The sequence below is a fragment of the Paenibacillus sp. NPDC057886 genome (genome assembly GCF_042796655.1).
In the GTDB taxonomy this organism is placed as follows: domain Bacteria; phylum Bacillota; class Bacilli; order Paenibacillales; family Paenibacillaceae; genus Paenibacillus.
The window spans coordinates 230,370-248,056 of the sequence record NZ_JBHVMZ010000003.1 but is presented as its reverse complement, the minus strand read 5'-3'; the positions used below and the strand labels follow the sequence as shown (position 1 = coordinate 248,056).

General features: G+C 49.6%; 16 protein-coding genes. 4 read left to right on the top strand and 12 right to left on the bottom strand.

Translation table 11 applies throughout. From position 1 onward, the window contains the following. The first annotated feature begins 104 nt into the window (after nt 1-104). Nucleotides 105-1,295, top strand: coding sequence for a MalY/PatB family protein (locus tag ACFVQB_RS11755; RefSeq protein ID WP_379438629.1), 1,191 nt, complete (start codon nt 105-107; stop codon nt 1,293-1,295). A 343-nt stretch (nt 1,296-1,638) separates the two neighbouring features. Here ACFVQB_RS11755 and ACFVQB_RS11750 read toward each other — a convergent pair whose 3' ends face one another. From ACFVQB_RS11750 to ACFVQB_RS11705, 10 genes are all read right to left on the bottom strand, one after another. Next, nucleotides 1,639-2,241, bottom strand: a complete 603-nt coding sequence (locus tag ACFVQB_RS11750) for an ABC transporter ATP-binding protein (protein WP_379438626.1) — start codon at nt 2,239-2,241, stop codon at nt 1,639-1,641. Next, entirely contained in the window at nt 2,231-3,187 is a 957-nt protein-coding gene (locus ACFVQB_RS11745) for an oligopeptide/dipeptide ABC transporter ATP-binding protein (protein ID WP_379438624.1), read from the bottom strand. Before ACFVQB_RS11745 ends, ACFVQB_RS11750 begins: the two co-directional genes overlap by 11 nt. Nucleotide 3,188: 1 nt before the next feature. Beyond that, entirely contained in the window at nt 3,189-4,187 is a 999-nt protein-coding gene (locus tag ACFVQB_RS11740; protein ID WP_379438622.1) for an ABC transporter permease, read from the bottom strand. Beyond that, complete coding sequence (locus tag ACFVQB_RS11735) at nt 4,184-5,176, bottom strand: ABC transporter permease (protein WP_379438620.1); 993 nt, start codon at nt 5,174-5,176, stop codon at nt 4,184-4,186. The genes ACFVQB_RS11740 and ACFVQB_RS11735 overlap by 4 nt, the downstream gene beginning before the upstream one ends. 41 nt (nt 5,177-5,217) lie before the next feature. Beyond that, on the bottom strand, nt 5,218-6,861 hold the full coding sequence (locus ACFVQB_RS11730) for an ABC transporter substrate-binding protein (protein ID WP_379438618.1): 1,644 nt from the start codon (nt 6,859-6,861) through the stop codon (nt 5,218-5,220). A gap of 345 nt (nt 6,862-7,206) precedes the next feature. Continuing rightward, on the bottom strand, nt 7,207-7,680 hold the full coding sequence (gene nikR, locus ACFVQB_RS11725) for a nickel-responsive transcriptional regulator NikR (RefSeq protein WP_379438616.1): 474 nt from the start codon (nt 7,678-7,680) through the stop codon (nt 7,207-7,209). A 108-nt stretch (nt 7,681-7,788) separates the two neighbouring features. Then, complete coding sequence (locus ACFVQB_RS11720; protein WP_379438614.1) at nt 7,789-8,673, bottom strand: hypothetical protein; 885 nt, start codon at nt 8,671-8,673, stop codon at nt 7,789-7,791. A 445-nt stretch (nt 8,674-9,118) separates the two neighbouring features. After that, nucleotides 9,119-11,146 (bottom strand): hypothetical protein, encoded by a 2,028-nt coding sequence (locus ACFVQB_RS11715; RefSeq protein ID WP_379438612.1) that lies wholly within the window; start codon nt 11,144-11,146, stop codon nt 9,119-9,121. Further along, nucleotides 11,121-12,023, bottom strand: coding sequence for an ABC transporter ATP-binding protein (locus ACFVQB_RS11710; RefSeq protein WP_379438609.1), 903 nt, complete (start codon nt 12,021-12,023; stop codon nt 11,121-11,123). The genes ACFVQB_RS11715 and ACFVQB_RS11710 overlap by 26 nt, the downstream gene beginning before the upstream one ends. After that, complete coding sequence (locus tag ACFVQB_RS11705) at nt 12,016-12,405, bottom strand: GntR family transcriptional regulator (protein WP_053783970.1); 390 nt, start codon at nt 12,403-12,405, stop codon at nt 12,016-12,018. The genes ACFVQB_RS11710 and ACFVQB_RS11705 overlap by 8 nt, the downstream gene beginning before the upstream one ends. Before the next feature lie 475 nt (nt 12,406-12,880). Here ACFVQB_RS11705 and ACFVQB_RS11700 point away from each other — a divergent pair, with 475 nt between their 5' ends. Further along, complete coding sequence (locus tag ACFVQB_RS11700; protein ID WP_379438606.1) at nt 12,881-13,753, top strand: futalosine hydrolase; 873 nt, start codon at nt 12,881-12,883, stop codon at nt 13,751-13,753. After that, complete coding sequence (locus ACFVQB_RS11695) at nt 13,750-14,592, top strand: 1,4-dihydroxy-6-naphtoate synthase (RefSeq protein ID WP_379438604.1); 843 nt, start codon at nt 13,750-13,752, stop codon at nt 14,590-14,592. Before ACFVQB_RS11700 ends, ACFVQB_RS11695 begins: the two co-directional genes overlap by 4 nt. A 432-nt stretch (nt 14,593-15,024) precedes the next feature. Here the strand turns inward: ACFVQB_RS11695 and ACFVQB_RS11690 are convergent, their stop codons facing one another. Both ACFVQB_RS11690 and ACFVQB_RS11685 read right to left on the bottom strand, forming a co-directional pair. Continuing rightward, nucleotides 15,025-15,645 carry a pyroglutamyl-peptidase I gene (locus tag ACFVQB_RS11690; RefSeq protein ID WP_379438601.1) on the bottom strand — a complete coding sequence of 207 codons (621 nt, stop codon included), beginning with the start codon at nt 15,643-15,645 and terminating at the stop codon, nt 15,025-15,027. Nucleotides 15,646-15,666: 21 nt separating this feature from the next. Continuing rightward, entirely contained in the window at nt 15,667-16,668 is a 1,002-nt protein-coding gene (locus ACFVQB_RS11685) for a Gfo/Idh/MocA family protein (protein WP_379438598.1), read from the bottom strand. 271 nt (nt 16,669-16,939) lie between these two features. On the opposite strand from ACFVQB_RS11685, the gene ACFVQB_RS11680 reads away from it, so the two are divergent. Continuing rightward, on the top strand, nt 16,940-17,680 hold the full coding sequence (locus ACFVQB_RS11680) for an ABC transporter ATP-binding protein (protein WP_379438595.1): 741 nt from the start codon (nt 16,940-16,942) through the stop codon (nt 17,678-17,680). Nucleotides 17,681-17,687: the final 7 nt, after the last annotated feature.

Below are 17,687 nucleotides of genomic sequence, written 5' to 3'. Positions count from 1 at the left end.
AATGGAATTCATCTGCTGGTTACAAGTTGCGAAATCACCGAATTTATTAGATAATAATCTGTCGATTGTAGTCGAAGGAACGGATTTCAAGGGGGATTTATGCAATGAACAATCATAGTACATTTGACGAGCCGATTAACCGGCTCACCACCGGATCAGAGAAATGGGACGCGCTTGAAGAAATCTTTGGCGTTGCAGATGCGCTCCCCATGTGGGTTGCTGATATGGATTTCGCTGCTCCGCCGTCGGTCATTCAAGCGTTGAAGACTCGAATGGAACACGGTATTTTTGGCTATACGGTGCGAACAGATGCGTATCACGCAGCCCTAACGGGATGGATGGAGCGACGTCACAACTGGAGCATTAACGATGAATGGGTTGTATTCACCCCAGGTATTGTGCCAGCACTCAGCATTGCTGTACAACGGTTCACCGAACCGGGTGATGCGGTAGTGATTCAGACGCCGGTATATGCTCCCTTCTATGATGTGGTACGTGGTCAGGGCAGAGAACTGATGACCAATCCATTGGTGGAGAACGATGGACATTACTCCATGGATTTGGAGCATCTGGAATCCTGCCTGAAGAAGGGTCGGGTCAAAATGCTAATTCTGTGCAGTCCTCACAACCCGGTTGGACGGGTATGGACTCATGAAGAACTTCAAAACCTTGCTGCACTCTGCGTGCAATACAATGTACTCATCGTTTCGGATGAGATTCATGCCGATCTGGTCCACCAACGCGGTGCCCATACACCGCTTGCTCTTATTTCCGAAGCTGTCGCTGATCTCAGCATCATTTGCACAGCACCAAGCAAAACGTTCAACATTCCAGGTCTCTGCACCTCCAATATCATCATTCCAAATGCCAAGCTGCGGGAATCATTCATGCAGGGCGTCAAAACAATGGGACTTGCCAACATCAGCACGTTGGGAGCAGTGGCAGCCGAAGCGGCTTACAACGAGGCTGAAGAATGGCTGGATGACTGTCTTGATTATATCCGCGGAAATATGGAATACGTGCAGGAGTACGTCGCGGAGCATATGCGGCAAATCGGAATCCGGCTTCCAGAAGCAACTTACCTGCTGTGGATGGATTTCCGGAAGCTGAATATACCGCATGCGCAACTGTGTACGATGCTGCTCAAGGAAGCGGGACTCGCCTTCAATGATGGAAGTATCTTCGGAGCGGAAGGTACAGGATTCATGCGCATCAATGTCGCCTGCCCACGTTCAACGGTGGAAGAAGCCATGCGCAGATTGTCTGCGCTGGTGGGCAGGCTGTCAGACAATTAAGTTGAATGGACGTTAAAGTAAATTAAAGACACTAACGAATCGGTTACACCTTATTCCGAAGTTTAACTTGAGATGAGAAGACTAACGAACTTCAGCCACTTTATTAACATTGCATAGCAAAAATCGGTGAAAATACAGGCATTACGGGCATATAAGGTGTCTACATTCCTTCCAGCACCGAAACTGTAGAAATTTGTCTAATAGCACGCGCTCGGTTCGTTAAAGCATTGAGTTCGTTAAAATCGCAAAAGGGGCTGTCCCTGTAGTCATATCCATGATTAATGTTCATAATGGACTACCCGGACACCCCTTTTATATTGGAAAACTGTTTATGCCCCGTAAGCTATGAAGTTGGCATCTGCACAATCCGATCGCATAACCTGTCCAGTAACTCCCGATCATGGCTGATGATCAGCAGTCCCAGGCTGCGCTGACGCGAAATATTCATCACCGTATGCCAGATCTGTGCCTGTGTGATCGCATCCAGCATGGTGGTCATCTCATCCGCAATTACGTAACGAGTTGCTGTGCCGAGAGCGCGTGCAACGCAGAATCGTTGCAATTCTCCGCCTGACAACTCACCGGGCCTGCGATCCAGCCAATTCGTCTGGATACCCAAGTCATTGAGCAGCTCCTGATCCTCAATCGCCGCTTCCTTCAGCACACGACGCATCCGCCAGCGTGGATTCACTGCTTTCTCCGGATGCTGGAATACAAGTTGAACCGGACAGACTCCGGCTTTGGGAAGCGGCTTCCCATCCAGCAGCACTTGACCTGCCAGCGGCTCCACATACCCTGCAAGGATACGCCCAAGACTTGTTTTTCCACAGCCACTGGGCCCCCACAAGCCAACGACCTCCCCCTGCTGTATTTTCATATTTATATTCTGAAATATCCAAGCGTCTTTACCATAACGATAACCTGTCTTTCTAGCCTCAAGTGGCATGAATACACCTCACTTCCCCGCCTCGGACCTTGCGCATCTCAGGACGTTCGTTCGTGCAAGCCGCGGTCGCTCCGATGCAGCGTGGTGCAAATGAGCATCCTTCTACCCGTTGCCGGCCTGCTACAGGCTGGGTACCAGAAAGAGGTTGAAATTCATTTTGCGGCAACGCGTTCCAGAGCGCCTTCGTGTATGGATGTCGTAACCGTTCGCCCTTACCTGTAAAATCACAAGCCTGCGCCGTCTCTACATTGGAGCCTGCGTAAAAGACGGATATGCGATCTGCTGCCGTCAAGGCAGTCGTAATATCATGGGTAATCCAAAGGATGCCGACGCCTTCATTGGCCAGTTGACGAAAATGCTTCATCGTTTCAGCCAGCACTTCGGGATGGATGCCAGGTGTAGGCTCATCTGCAATAATGAGTTTCGGAGCACCGGAGGTCGCCGTTGCCATCAACACCCGCCGAGCCATACCACCTGACAACTCAAACGGATATTTGCCCGACGTGCCCTGAGGCAATCCATAACGTCCCGTCAGTTCCTGCTCTGCCTTCTGCATCGTGGATCGATGCTTCGATCCGTGCGTACCTCCTGAATTTTGACTTACGGGTTGAACTTGCCTGCCTACCTTCAACAACGGGTCCAAATAACTGACTGATTGCGGAATATACACCAGTTCATCTCCACGCAGATGAAGCTGCCGGTTCATGGTCAAGGGTTCGTCTGCATAGCTAATCCGACCTTCTATCGTCGCATTGACAGGAAGAATGCCCATGATTGCCTGCGCCAGCACACTTTTGCCTGATCCACTTGCCCCTACGACGGCGACAATCTCCCCTTCATTGACAGACAGGCTCAGATTCTGTATAACATGGGTCTCCTCGTGCCCAAACCATCCCCGAGCACGCCGGAACGAAACCGATACTCCCTCCACTTCTAGAAGAGCCATGTTACCCTACCTCCCTTGAACTGCCGGTTCCCGTTAAAGTCTTCAGACTACCACCCAGCACATCAAACGCACGAACGATCAACAACAATGCGAGTCCTGGGAAAAAGGCCAGCCACCACATACCTGCCGACAAATACCTCATCGACTCCGATAAAATAATTCCAATGGCTGGCTGCTGCGGCGACAGCCCCAGCCCCAGAAACGTAATCGCTGCCTCATGCAGAATCGCATGAGGGAAGATCAGCAGCACTCCCACGAACAGCTGTGGGATCAGATGGGGCATCATATGCTGCACAGCAATACGTAATCGAGATTGACCCAATCTGCGTGAGATGTGAATATACTCTGCTGATCTCAGCTGAATCATCTCTGCCCGTACAATCCGGGCCAGATTCGGCCAATGGGTCAGGGCAATGGCTAACGCCACCCCAGGTAAACCTCCACCGAACACAAAGGCCAACATCACCAGCGATACCAAGTGAGGAACACTCAGGAAGAGGTCAATGATCCATGAAATGACCCGGTCCGCCGCCTTCCCTGAAGCAGCAGCAAGACCCAGCAACAGCGCGATAAGTCCACCGCCGCAAGCCGCGAGTAACCCTACCTGAATGCTTGTTGCCAATCCTTTTAATGTGCGCATAAACATATCTCTCCCAAGCCAATCCGTACCAAAAGGATGTGCCCAGGCCGGAGCCAGATTCCGATCCATCAAGGAGGTCAGCGTCGATTCTGCGGGAAGCAGTCTGCCAGTCAGCCACACGATGGCAATCCAGATTACGCCCAGGCTGCCCCAGATGAGCGCCCATTTACGTGGATTGCGGAAAGGAGGATTAAGGTAACGAGGATTGCTGCCACTTGAATTATCTTTTCCACCGTGAATACGTGGATGTACTGACCTCCAATTTCTCTTGTTCCCCGCCTCACTTTTGGCAGAGTTAACTTTCAGATGCTGTGCTGTCTGAGGCGCAGGCCGGGATGGACGTTCCATTGTCTGTTTCATCCTATCGTCTCCTCCTTCATGCGCGGATCAATGATACGATAAAGAATGTCGGCAATCATATTGCCTGTAAACACAAATATCGCACTGCACAAAACAAGTCCCAGCAGCAGCGGCACATCACCGCGCAATCCCGCCTGAACCGTGGCTTGCCCTAGTCCGGGATAGGAAAATACTTGCTCCGCCAACACAGCCCCACCGAACAATTCACTAAATGAAACAAATTGCAGCGTCAAAGCTGGCAGTACCACATGCCTGAACCCATGACGACGAAACAGTTGAACACCTCGCTCACCTCGTGCCCTCGCAAAAAGAATATAATCCGAGTCCAGCACATCCACGAGCTTTTGCCGGGTATGTAAGGCAATAGCGGCTACGCCCGTCAGACTCAACGTCAGCGCAGGCAGAATCATGTGTATGGCCCGATCTCCCCATGTCACTTGATCTGCTGCCATGCCCGCAGGTACACCAAGTCCAATTGGCAGCCAGCCAAGCCATACACCGAATACCATGAGTAGTAACAGCGCGATCCAGAATACCGGCGTGGAAGCCAGTGTGTAACAGTACCAACAGATCAGACGATCCAACCGCGAATCCCGTCTCATAGCAGCAACGACACCCAGACCGAATCCAATCAGACCGGATAACACCCATGCCACCGCCATAAGAGCGACAGAATTCATGAATCGTTCCTGGATGATGTCCGCAACCGGCTGCCTATAGATCATCGATGTTCCCAGATCGCCCTTAACTAGTGCCTGTCCCCAAGTAAATAGTCGTTCTACGGGTGAATCATTGAGCCCCCAACGTTCTTCAATAAGACTGCGTTGCTCTGCGCTCACCCTGATCATATCTCCACCAATGTAGGCCTCCACCGGGTCCACTGGAGAGAACTGCATTAATATAAAAGACACCACGCTGACTCCTGCCAGCAAAGATAAAAGCCGCAGCAATTTAAATCCGACAAATCTGGCCCATCCCATCCTGTCCATCCAATCTCTCCCCAATTCAGGCTAAAGCTACCGCAGAGTGTCTATTTCGAATCTTCATCCCAGGACCATTCTTCCAGGTTGGATGTCACCGGCCACCCATGACCATGTGGATGAATCTGCTGTTCACCGATATTTAGACCATTCTTCACCAGATACAGATGATCAATGTTCACCAGCCATGCCCATGGCGCATCGCCCTGGTAACTGAATCCTGTCGATCCATCCCACTCCGCTTTCTGCCAGAAGGGCAGTGCCTCTTCTTCCGTTGTCGCTTGCAGAGCCTGTTGCATCCAGTGGTCCACGGTTGGATTACTGTACAATCCCGTGTTGTAATATCCTTCGCCTTTATGAGTACTGCTGTAGAGATTGTAGGTTTCAAGCGGATCATGACTTCCCCAGCCGAATAATACGGCATTGGTGTAGGCCAGCTTTTTCGTTTCTTCCCGGCTCTTTCCCTCTACATTGACCTTGATCCCTGCCTGGGCTACCATATCCGCAGCAGCCAGTGCCAGAGATTGTCTCGTTAGATCCCCTGCAAAATAAAGCAGATTGAACTCGGCCTTTGTGCCGTTCTTCTCCACAATTCCGTCACCATCTGTATCCCCCCAGCCGCCATCAGCCAGAATCTGCTTCGCTTCATCCGGATTCGCATCTGCAAATATAGAACCCGGATTGCTCCAAGGCAGATCATCACTGACCGAGTAAGCTGGACGACCATGCCCCTCCAGTACTCCTTCTACCAAAGCAGTCCGATCAATCGCAACATTCACCGCCTTGCGAATGGAGATGTCGGAGGTAACATCATTGCCTGCCGGCAGGCCGTCACCAGACTTAGCGCCTAAGGGCTGCATCGGGAACATGATGCCCCGGTTATCAACTGTTTTTACCGATTCCAGCTTCATGCTGCTTACCTGCTGCTTACTGAATGCCGCCGGGATAGCCGCGATATCGACTGTACCGGCCTTCGCCGCCGCAAAGGCTGCATCTTCATCCAGATAGAGGAACGTCAGTTTATGGAATGTGGACTTTTTCCCGTAATATTGTTCGTTCGCCTCGACGATCGCCTGCTGGCCCTTATCCCACTGCACCAGCTTGTATGGACCAGATCCAACCGGATGCTCGGCATAATCAGGACCATAGGCGTGCTCAGGCACAATACCGAGTGTAGTCAGAAGACTGATAAACGTGGACTGAGGCGACTTTAATGTAAAGACGACAGTTGTCGCATCCGGGGCTTCCACATCCGCCATATTGGTCAAATCGATGACAGAACCGCTCTTGGCAGCCGTCTCAAACGTAAACCTGACATCTTCGGCTGTCAGTGGCTCACCATCGGAGAACTTTACATCATCCCGGAGTGTGACGGTCCAAGTCAGCCCATCTTCACTGACGGAATGATCTGTCGCCAGTTCATTGACCAGTTGAAGCTTGGCATCCCTTTTCAGCAAAGTGCTCTGAAAGAGCGGCGAACCGTACTGTCCCCACCCCGTAGTGGGATCAAATCCGCCTTCCGGTTCCGCGCCAACGGCCAGCACCAATTCGTCTTTGGGAATAGAAGCCGCCTGATGAACGCTCTCTATTGTTGAGGATGTACCCTGTGTACATCCCGACAGCCCAACTGTACATATAAGTAAAATGCCTAATCCCGTTCTAACCGATCGTTTCCCCCATGAAAATCCGCGCATCTACGTTGTTCCCCCTAAATTTTTTCTATTCAACCCAATTCCGTGTTACTTTTTTTGAAAATTGTAGCACAAATCAGTTTTGTTGTGTCAACAAACTTGACTTCAAAATCCATTTATTTTCATTTAAAGGGAATTTAAACGAGATCAACAGAGGGAACGGTAGATGATCCACTGTTTGAAGTGAGGTATTATAACAAAATAAAAAAACAACAGATTATCGGTATTGGACCAATAATCTGTTGTTCTAAATTCAGGCTACGAGCAAGGCCAGTTAAAGCCAATGGATTGGTTATTAAAATGTTAAAGTTAATCCGTTGAAGAATCAGGATGATGGTGATGACTTTATTAATTTTGACTGTGATCATGATTGTGACGACTGTGGTGGCTTGCCATTTTGTTGAGCTCATTCACATACGTTACGGACAGCTCTGCATACAGTACTCCTTTTTGAACCTGGATCTGCTGATGCAGATGACGCAAACGTCCTAAGTTGCCCCGCACCGCAATCACCTCCAGACACTGATCATGGTTCAGGTGTACATGCATATTGGAGATGATGTCGTGATGTGCCTCGTGCTGCAGCTCCATTAACCGAATAGGGAGATCACTAATATGGTGGTCATACACCATCACAATCGTTCCAGCTACATCCTGCTCGGAATGCAATGCAGAAGGCTCCAGCAATGTTTTACGGACCAAATCACGGAAAGCTTCCGAACGGTTTTTGTATCCCTGCTCTTCGATATAGCTGTCAAACTGTTCGATCAGAGGCGTGGGAAATGCCACACCGAACCGGGTCAAATCTTCTTTGTCTGCCATTCATATCCTCCTGCCACCTCGTTTGCTTCGAGTGTACCACAGTCCTGTCTTCTCATCGACTATACTGTTGTTTCTCGGTAGTGGCAAAAAGGATAATGTAACTCGCTTTTATTTAGGTCTCTTGGTCAGTTCCTGTCTGACTTTGGCGTAGGTAGCACTTACCTTCTGTTCCAGTGTATAGAGATGCTGTTTGGAGCCTGCCCATTTCTCTGCCGCTGCGGCTAAGGAGTTCAACGAGCTTAATACACGTGATGACTGGCCTAGCTTTGCACTCTGTTTGAACTGCTGTAACGCGTTTGAATATCGCTCTCTCGACAGGCTCGCCTGTTTTTTGCCCGTTTGAATCTGCTTCTTCACCGGATCGGCTCCAGCCAGTAGAGTACGCAACCGTTTCACTTCTGTGCTCTTTCGTTTGCGGGCTTCGGCAAGCTCCTTTTTCTTGAAACGAATGTCTTCTCGGGCAAGCTGAACAACTGGTTTCAACGTATCCGCTTGGGTGCGAATAGCCGCACTCCATTCCTTGTTTTTGATCGCTTTGGCGGCATCGAGCTGCCTATTCACTGAACTGTACAAGGCAAACAAAGACTCATACCGGGCCTCGGTTTGTTTTACCTTTTCGGTTAGACCTGCGATCTTTGCATCATCGATTTGCCTTATACTTACACGTAATTGTTCCAGATCCTTGGTATTGGCGGCATGAATGGTCTTTGTCTTTTGTTCCCAAGTCTGTTCCTGCGTCGTCCAGTTTCCAACGTTCTCGTACGCTCGTTGCAGAGACAACTTGGTCTGCGAATCGGCCTTGCTCAGCACGGTTTCCCACGCCTTCTGGGCTGTTACACCAAGCTCAGGGCCCGCTGCTTCAGCAGCGGAGGAATAATAAATCACACTCATACTAAAAATGATGATGAGTCCCAGGCTCATACGCGTCCATACGTTAGCGCGAAGGTTAGGGCGTGCCGTGTATCGGTTGCTCATGAAACTATGATTTCTCATGCTCCTCATATGGGATTGGTTCATAATCTTTTGCTTGTCATCATTCCCCTCATTTAAGCGACTTTGCCTCGCTTGCACTGAACATGAACAATGACCCACCTGATGACTTGCATTATCCTCCAAAATTCCAGTTTGCATTCTCTTCTGCTCCTTTCCATGTGAATTGATAGTTAGAACCTGCTGGATGTTCTGTGCGGTGAATCGATTACGATCCCTGATGAACACACTGGCAAAAAGACAAAAAAAGCACCCGCAAGTCAGGCATATTGCCTGCTCTTACGGGTGCTTCCCTCATAAGCTGTTCCATATGGGATTCGCCGAAATGATCATCATATCGAATCGAATCATTACCTTTTTCTAATATATTCCATACTTGTATTCTGGTCAAGTCAGATAGAGAAATCAGCATGTTTACCGGGAGAACCCTTCCCGCTTGCAGATTATTTTACTGTCCGACCAGGATGGCTTTCATCTCATCTGTCAGGTCTTCTTCTTTCAGGATCATGTAAATATTCTCCCCTTGGGTAACATTCAATTTGATCTGATAGATGGTATCTCTCTCTGTTTGATAACCGGACCGTTGACGCTTGAGTAATTGGCTGATAATTTTTTTATTTTTGGTTGCGATCTGTTTATTGCCAGTAGCATTCCCGTCCACATACTCCGACTGAGGATAGAGCAACTGAGAATTCCCGGGACTGTTGACCTCTTGCTTCACAAACTGCGCGGAAGCCACCTCATCTACTGAAAATTCCAGTTGTTCGTATAATTTGTTTTCTTTCAGCCAATCCAATACCCGATCATAGCTTGGTTTGATCTCAAAATTCCACATCTCTTTAGGCTGAAAAGGATCATTCGATGAAGAATCCTGATTCATTTCCGCAAATGCAAAAGACTGCCACGGGGAACGTTGCTCCTCGTATGTCTGGTCCATAATGTCCTGCCTCAGCAATTCCTTGAACTCACGAACTTGCTGCGGATTACTGATATATACCTTCAGATATGGACTAATGGTTGAGCGAATTCCAATACTCAGCGCGTCCTCTTCCAGCTTATACGTATCATATGCAACTCTTTTGTAGTCCTGAGTCTGTTTCAAAGTCATCAATTCCTGACGGAACTCAGCTTCGGGAATGTAGTATTTGCGTTTTATCACCTTGCCGTTATCCAGCTTGTAATTAATAAACACATACTCGTCATTACGCATGCCTGGATTGATGGGATCATCCAGCAAAGACAAATCAGAATCCACGATCTTCTGATGAAGAGCAATAACGGCTTTCATATATTCAGAATCACTTGAATAGAAAGGACCATCATCCATTTTCAATGAGACACCGTTAGTATAAGTGTATCTCTCTCCACCAAGCTTGATACTGTTAACCTTGTTCAACTCAGGCACTCGTGCAGCATATCCATTCCAACTGGCAACAGGAACGTACAAAATCAATCCGGCCACGATACCATATAAAGCAAACTTGGGCAGGAGCTTGCTGCTCCAGATCAGCCACGTCTTGCGAATAATCATCTCGGCAACAATATAACCAACAACTCCACCGAGGATATATCCGAAGATTCCCCACCCCGATGATCCTCTTGGAGCAATAATGGTGAAGTAGGCTCCGCCAATTAAAACCAGCGTAAACATTAAACCAAATCGGAATATGGGTTTAACAAGCGTAAACGTCACCGCTTGGGTAGCAGATTCCACCTGTCTCTTCGCATAGAATACGTAAGACAACAGGATGAACAACAATGTCAATATGGAATAAATAATGAGTTCCCAACCGATCACAGGAGCTCCACTAATCGAACCCATACGAAGAACTAAAGATATTTTTTCTGCATTTCGCCCAACATCATCGTACGGATATCCAAGCAGGTAATGTTGAAGATGCAAGGAAAAAATGAACCATACAACAACAGGCAACAGTAGGAGTGCGTACACGGTGAGTCCCTGCAACACGGACTGTCCAATGCACATGCCTACCACCACAGTCAGCATGAACATAAACAGCGAGTAAATGCTCATACTGAGGCCCCACATCCAGATTGAACTACCTCCGAATATAAATGCGGGTTGATCCAAAACGGCCCAAATCCAGCCTGTAATGGCAGTCGTTATCCAGATCGGAAGCAGTATCATAATAAATCCTGTCAACAAATTAACGGTTAACAGATGTTTGCGACGCAGCGGCAAACTGTGGAACAGATCCGAAGGTGCACCGGATTGCACATACCGGAACAGAAAAATCCCCGCAGCTACCGGGAACGTAATGGCAAACAGAATTTGTACTTCCCCATTCGCCTGGAACAAACTCGTAATCTGCTTTGGTACTTCCCGGTACTCTGTACCGATATAGAGCGGTAGCGAAAACAGAAGCGTAATCAAGTACAAGATGCCAATCCATCCATGCTGCCTGAAATTTTGGAACAGGATGCCCCGGTTACAGAACAATCGGTTGAATATCATATCCTGCATCCTCCATTTCATAGATAAATATTTCTTCCAACGTCAGCGGCAGCACATCCAGCAGATAGGGATCAAATGCACGGAATCGTTCCGTCACAGCCTCGCGATTACCTTTCACAATAAACAGGGATACACTTCCCCGCTTCTCCTCATGCAAAATATTCACCTGCTCATCCATTGCCGTGGCATGATCAGGATGGCGGAAAGCAACCTGAATTTTATGTGTATCAGCCTTCAGATCATCCAGGTCTTTCTCTACGATAATCCGGCCTTTGTGCATAATGGCAACATGGTCACACAGGTCTTCAATCTCGCGCAAATTGTGAGACGAGATCAGAATCGTCACCTGACGCTCCGCTGCTTCCTGGAACAGCAGATTCTTGATCTGCTGCCTCATGACCGGATCAAGCCCATCAATCGGCTCATCCATGAGCAGCACTTCAGGCATACAGCTGAGCCCAAGCCAAACGGCTGCCTGACGGCGCATACCTTTGGACATGCGATGCAGTTTACGTTTGACATCCAGTTTAAAAACACTGCCGAGCTGTACGAAGCGTTCCTCATTCCAGCGCGGATATACCGAACGATAGAAGGCAGCCATCTGATGGATGGACGATTGCGGGAAAAAGTATGGCGCATCTGCCATAAAAATGGTACGTCCTTTGAGGTCCATATTTTCATAAATTTCTTGTCCTTCGATGCGAACCGTTCCGCTATCCTGACGATAGATGCCTGCCAGTATTTTGAGCAGCGACGTTTTGCCTGCCCCGTTGGAACCGAGTAAACCGTAGATCGATCCCTTATGTACTTGCATCGTGACGCCATCAACGGCTTTTTCCTGTTCAAATGCCTTAATGACCTGATTCAGCTCAATCATGAGGCTCCCCCTTCTCTATACGGGCCATCGCTTCCTCAAATAAAAGCGTCATATCGGCTTTGCTCAAACCGGAATATGAAGCTTCCGCAATCAGCTTCACCAGAGCGGCTCTAATTTCATCTCTCATGGCTGCATTCGGATGTTCCACGGACGATGATACGAAGCTCCCTTTTCCCTGCAATGAATAGATATAGCCTTCACGTTCAAGTTCCCGGTACGCCTTCTGAATCGTATTCGGATTAACCGTGAGCTGCCCGGACAGTGTGCGAACGGAAGGAAGCTGCTCATCGGGTTGGAGAACACCGTACACGATCATTTCTTTGATTTTGTCCACTAGTTGCTCATAGATCGCCTTACGGCTGCGTACATCCAATTCGAACATCCCGCACCTCCTCTCTATAAAAGTTGTAATACCCTATTGATGAATGATGACTGTATATTGAAGTGTATGTATCCAACACTAAGGTGTATTAACTGCACTACTATTATTAATACAGTTAATACAGATTGTCAACCATTTACTTTGACTTCTTATATAATTCGCGTTAGGTTTATATATATGATTAAATTGACATATAGACAGATAGAAATAGATTAGTCTGTTATATAAAAGGCGTAATTTCGGGGTTCAGTCTGGTTCGGGCGGGTTGCTACTGTTCGTTAAATCGCTTATCCGGCTAAATACGTTCAAAGCTTGTTCTGATCTTTCCCCTTCCGTTATGATGGAGAAGAACGTTGTGCACGTTCACTGGTACACTTGCTCGCTTCGCTCGTTGTCTGTACAGTTGTCCCACCGTCTGGCCTATGCGTACATATTTTATAGATGGCTTTTATAACCTCATAAGGGAGAATCCGGGATGAATGAACAGAAACAGAATGATTCTATAGAACGTAATCGCCCAGCAACTACAAGCATAGCAAGTAGCGTAGAAACAAACTCGACATCCACAGCTTCGACACAGCGTGTATTAATCGTAACCGCTGTTGATGCGGAAAAAGAGGCTGTACTGCGCGGCCTGGGTGACCAAGCTGCGCATTTTGATGTGATCGCTGCGGGCGTAGGCCCTGCCTCGGCCGCAGCAGGAACCGCTGCCGCGCTGGCCTTTGCCTCAGCAGCGGCTGGCGCACCTGCGCTGGCGCAAGGCTCCGCCGCGCCAAGCGAACCCGATGCGGCACAGGCATCTGCCGCATCCTCAAGGCCGGGCCCCCTTGCCGGGACCGGACTGACCCCAGCGTACACGCTGGTGGTCAGTGCCGGCATCGGCGGCGGGTTCCCCGGCCGGGCGGACGTCGGCTCCCTCGTGGTGGCCGACGCCATGGTTGCCGCCGATCTGGGCTCGCAGACGCCAGACGGCTTCCTCAGCGTGGACGAGCTCGGCTTCGGCTCGTCCCGCGTGGCGGCGGACGCAGTGCTTGCCGCGCGCCTGCGCCATGAGCTGCAGCGGGCAGGGCTCGCTGTCAGCGGAGGCACGGCGGTCACCGTATCCACGGCGACCGGAACGGCCGAGACGGCCGCGGAGCTGCTGCGCCGCGTGCCGGATGCCGCCGCCGAAGGCATGGAAGGCTTCGGCGTGGCAACCGCAGCCCAGCAGTTCGGCGTGCCAGCACTCGAACTGCGGGCTATATCCAACGCGGTCGGTCCACGCGACCGCGACTCCTGGCGCATCAAGGACGCCCTGGATGCGCTCCAGGCTGCAAGTTCCATTTTACGGGAGGTACTTACATCATGAAAATTGCATTTTCCCCTTGTCCCAACGATACATTTATCTTTCACGCATGGGTGCATGGACTGATTCCAGGTGCACCTGAGCTTGAAGTCCGTTACGCAGACATCGATATTACCAACGGTCTTGCGGCTAATCCGGATGGACCAGATACGCCTGAGGTCATGAAAATTTCTTATGCAGCACTGCCTTATGTGCTGAATGAATATGCGCTTTTGCCTGCGGGCGGTGCACTTGGCAGAGGATGTGGTCCACTGGTTCTGACCGCTAACGGCACAACCGATCCCGCCTATCTCTCAGGACGGCGAATTGCCGTGCCGAGCGAACGTTCGACAGCCTACCTGTTATTCCGCCTCTGGGCAGCTCAAAATGTTCCCGGTGGGGTAGGCGAGATTGTCGTTATGCCATTCGACCAGATTATGCCTGCTGTACGGGACGGCAAGATCGATGCCGGCTTGGTTATCCATGAAGCACGCTTCACGTATCAGAACTACGATCTCAAGCTTATGACAGATCTCGGTAACTGGTGGGAAAGTGACACAGGCCTGCCAATCCCGCTTGGAGCAATCATCGCCCGTCGTAACCTGGATGCTCACGCTCTTGCAGGTTGGGCACGTGCCTCGGTAGAATACGCTTGGGCGCATCCGGATGAGTCCAAAGCATACGTCATGGAACATGCACAAGAGATGGACCCTGATGTAACTGCGCAGCATATCGGCCTGTACGTTAACGAATTCAGCGCCAACCTGGGCGATGACGGGTATGGTGCAATTACAGCGTTGCTTGGACGAGCGATGAAAGAAGGACTTGTTCCCGAGTTTGATCTGGATTTATTGCGGATCTAATTCGCCAAAAATGAATACAACACATTCATGAGGATATGACCCAATTTCGTTTCCCATTTTACCGTTGCGCACCACCGCGTGCTATGACCTGCTTGACCCAGGCGCTAACGAATCGGTAACACCTTATTAAGAAGAAATGAGCGGAATGGCAATACTAACGAACTTCAGTCACGTTATTCCGATAAATCTTAGCGAAATAACGCTTCTGGGATTCGTTAGATCATACGAAGGGCAGTCCTATAAAGTCATCTTCATGACAATAGGACTGCCCTTTTTAATTTATTTCAACAACAAACCGAACCTATACACGATGATGATCCAAACACTCAGCATGTTGATCTCACCACGTATCAGATCTAACAACTCAGCGGATCTGACCAATCATCCATCCACTTTAAAATCATCGTTCTTCTTACAATGGTCTGAACTCCATTACTCCGCCACGACAGTGCGAATCATAACCCGCAAAGCATTCAGCATCATGGGGATAGGAAGTGACGGCACGGAAGGCTGAAGCACAGCCATCTCCGTTGAAGCTGGAAAATGTACAAAACCGGCACGAATCGGAAGCTGATTCAATCGAATATGATCCAGCACCCGGTACATCGTATTATTGCAAATATACGTGCCTGCGGTATTGGACACCGCCGCCGGGAGGCCTGCTGCCCCCATGTTATTCACCATCGCACGAATCGGCAATGTGGAGAACAGACCGTCCGGGCTGCCTTCCACTATGAGCTCGTCCACAGGATGCTGGCCCTGGTTGTCTGCATAAGAGCCGGGAGGAATGTCTTTGACATTAATGGCAATCCGTTCAGGCGTAATGGCCGTCCTGCCTTTGGCCAGCCCACAGGCGATGACAACATCCGGTCGCCAGGATTCCATCTCTGCAATCAGCAGATCCGCACATTCATCGAAGTGCACAGGCAGCAGCACTGTCTTCAGCTCCGCTCCCTCCATCACTTCATGTGCAAGCGCCTCCATCAGCTCTCCCGTCGGATTCACCGCATCCCCGCCAAAAGGTTCAAATCCGGAGATCAGAATTTTCACCATTGCTTTTCCACTCCTGTCTATTTACTCGGATTTGTACCGCAGGCCCCACTGCCCACGAATCGTGTCCATCAACTTCATAATTTCCAGTGATTCGTCCAGTTGGATCGTTCTGCTCTCCGTGCGTCCTTCCAGAATGCAGCGCCCTGCTTCCTCCGCTTCAAACGCGTATCCAATACAAGTCCGGTCATCAGTAAACTTCTCGGGTTCGTCCTGACCGTTTACGTGCAGATCGGCTTCTTTGCCTGCCAGGAAAAACGGTAAACGAATGAACCCCTCTGTGCCATATATGACCGCCTCGTTACTCAAGTTAAGACGAATGGCCCCATTCAGCGATGCAGAACGACCTTCGGAATAAGACAACAGTACAGAGAACTGTTCATCCACGCCTGTCTGCCCAATGTTCGCCGTACTCCACACATGCTGAGGCTGCTCGCCAAAAATCATGGACGCAAAGGAGATCGGATACACACCCGCATCCAGCAAAGCACCCCCACCCAGCTCGGGATTAAGCAACCTGCCTTCCGGCTCCCAGCCTACACGGAAACCAAAATCTGCTTTGACCAGACGAACCTCGCCGATTCTTCCTTCTGCAATCCATGCTCTGGCCTGGGTGATCGGCGGCAGAAAGCGTGTCCACATGCCTTCCATGAGAAAAAGCTTGCGCTCACGCGCCTTCTCCACCAGTTGCTCCAGCTGACGGGCATTCATCGTAAACGGTTTCTCACAGAGTACCGCTTTGCCCGCTTCCAGACAGGCAAGTACATTTTCCTTATGTAACGGATGCGGTGTTGCCACATAAATAATATCCACTTCAGGGTCCTGCAGCATTTCATCATATGAACCGTAAGCGCGTTCAAAACCGTATTCAGCTGCAAACTTCTCTGCACTACCCGCAGTTCGTGAACCCACCGCCGCTTTTACGGCGTTCCCGGCATGCTCCAAATCCCGCGCGAACTGGGATGCAATCCATCCTGTGCCCATAATGCCCCAATTCACTTTGTCCCGTCCAACAACTTTCGTCATATTAAAGCCTCCCCTGATATCAACATATTTTAAAAAGATCACGATCTTGATTAGGCCAACACGGAGTCTTCTTTATTTTACCAAAAATAATCGCTTGCGTCAGACCGGTTTCATCTTACACATTTCAACGCTTTATATTCAATGAACTAAATTTCATGCCTATATTCAATGAACTAAGTTCAAAGTTCCAAATGAGATTCACTCTCATTTCAATTTTTTTCGTATTTTTGCTAAGATGATTGCAGATCACGGATGAAAGGACGACCCGACTTTGTCCATACTTTTAACCATTGATAAACTAGTGAAACGTATCGGTTTAACCGAGCAGCATATTTTATTTGAACATGTGAACGCGGTTGTTGATCAGGGAGAGCGTATTGCGATACTCGGAGCATCCGGCCAAGGGAAAAGCACATTGCTTCGCATTCTTGCCCTGCTGGATATTCCTGATGAAGGAGACCTGATCTGGAAAGGAATTTCTTATCGGGATTCAGACCCTCGTATCTGGCGCATGCGCATGACTTATGTCGCACAACAGGCTGTCATGCTGGCAGGCAGTGTGGAAGACAATCTGAAAACGGTGCACCTGCTTCATCGACAACCTTATGATCAGGACCTCGCCCGACGCCTTCTTGCGGGGATGGGATTGGAGAATCTTGATATTCATAAGCGTGCCATCGACCTCTCTGGTGGGGAGAAACAGCGCATAGCCCTGATCCGTTCCATGATGCTTCGTCCTGAAGTCTTGCTGCTGGATGAAGTGACTGCTTCCCTGGATCGGACCAACGCCCGCCTGGTGGAAGAGCAATTGACCCGCTGGAGCCAGCAGGAAGGCACTTCCCTCATCTGGGTTACCCATGATCAGGAACAGGCACAATCATTCAGTACAACCACCTGGTTTATGGGTAATCAGACACTGCTGGAGCGCCAGCCGACAGCTCATTTTTTTGACAATCCGGCTACTGACCTGGCCAGACAATTCATTATGCACCATGCCCCTGCGGCAGAATAAGGAGAAA

What these genes read in the sequence shown, in the direction of transcription:
- ACFVQB_RS11755 (WP_379438629.1), top strand. Translation starts at nt 105, where the DNA reads ATGAACAATCATAGTACATTTGACGAGCCGATTAACCGGCTCACCACC.
- ACFVQB_RS11750 (WP_379438626.1), bottom strand. Translation starts at nt 2,241, where the DNA reads ATGCCACTTGAGGCTAGAAAGACAGGTTATCGTTATGGTAAAGACGCT.
- ACFVQB_RS11745 (WP_379438624.1), bottom strand. Translation starts at nt 3,187, where the DNA reads ATGGCTCTTCTAGAAGTGGAGGGAGTATCGGTTTCGTTCCGGCGTGCT.
- ACFVQB_RS11740 (WP_379438622.1), bottom strand. Translation starts at nt 4,187, where the DNA reads ATGAAACAGACAATGGAACGTCCATCCCGGCCTGCGCCTCAGACAGCA.
- ACFVQB_RS11735 (WP_379438620.1), bottom strand. Translation starts at nt 5,176, where the DNA reads ATGGACAGGATGGGATGGGCCAGATTTGTCGGATTTAAATTGCTGCGG.
- ACFVQB_RS11730 (WP_379438618.1), bottom strand. Translation starts at nt 6,861, where the DNA reads ATGCGCGGATTTTCATGGGGGAAACGATCGGTTAGAACGGGATTAGGC.
- nikR (WP_379438616.1), bottom strand. Translation starts at nt 7,680, where the DNA reads ATGGCAGACAAAGAAGATTTGACCCGGTTCGGTGTGGCATTTCCCACG.
- ACFVQB_RS11720 (WP_379438614.1), bottom strand. Translation starts at nt 8,673, where the DNA reads ATGAGAAATCATAGTTTCATGAGCAACCGATACACGGCACGCCCTAAC.
- ACFVQB_RS11715 (WP_379438612.1), bottom strand. Translation starts at nt 11,146, where the DNA reads ATGATATTCAACCGATTGTTCTGTAACCGGGGCATCCTGTTCCAAAAT.
- ACFVQB_RS11710 (WP_379438609.1), bottom strand. Translation starts at nt 12,023, where the DNA reads ATGATTGAGCTGAATCAGGTCATTAAGGCATTTGAACAGGAAAAAGCC.
- ACFVQB_RS11705 (WP_053783970.1), bottom strand. Translation starts at nt 12,405, where the DNA reads ATGTTCGAATTGGATGTACGCAGCCGTAAGGCGATCTATGAGCAACTA.
- ACFVQB_RS11700 (WP_379438606.1), top strand. Translation starts at nt 12,881, where the DNA reads ATGAATGAACAGAAACAGAATGATTCTATAGAACGTAATCGCCCAGCA.
- ACFVQB_RS11695 (WP_379438604.1), top strand. Translation starts at nt 13,750, where the DNA reads ATGAAAATTGCATTTTCCCCTTGTCCCAACGATACATTTATCTTTCAC.
- ACFVQB_RS11690 (WP_379438601.1), bottom strand. Translation starts at nt 15,645, where the DNA reads ATGGTGAAAATTCTGATCTCCGGATTTGAACCTTTTGGCGGGGATGCG.
- ACFVQB_RS11685 (WP_379438598.1), bottom strand. Translation starts at nt 16,668, where the DNA reads ATGACGAAAGTTGTTGGACGGGACAAAGTGAATTGGGGCATTATGGGC.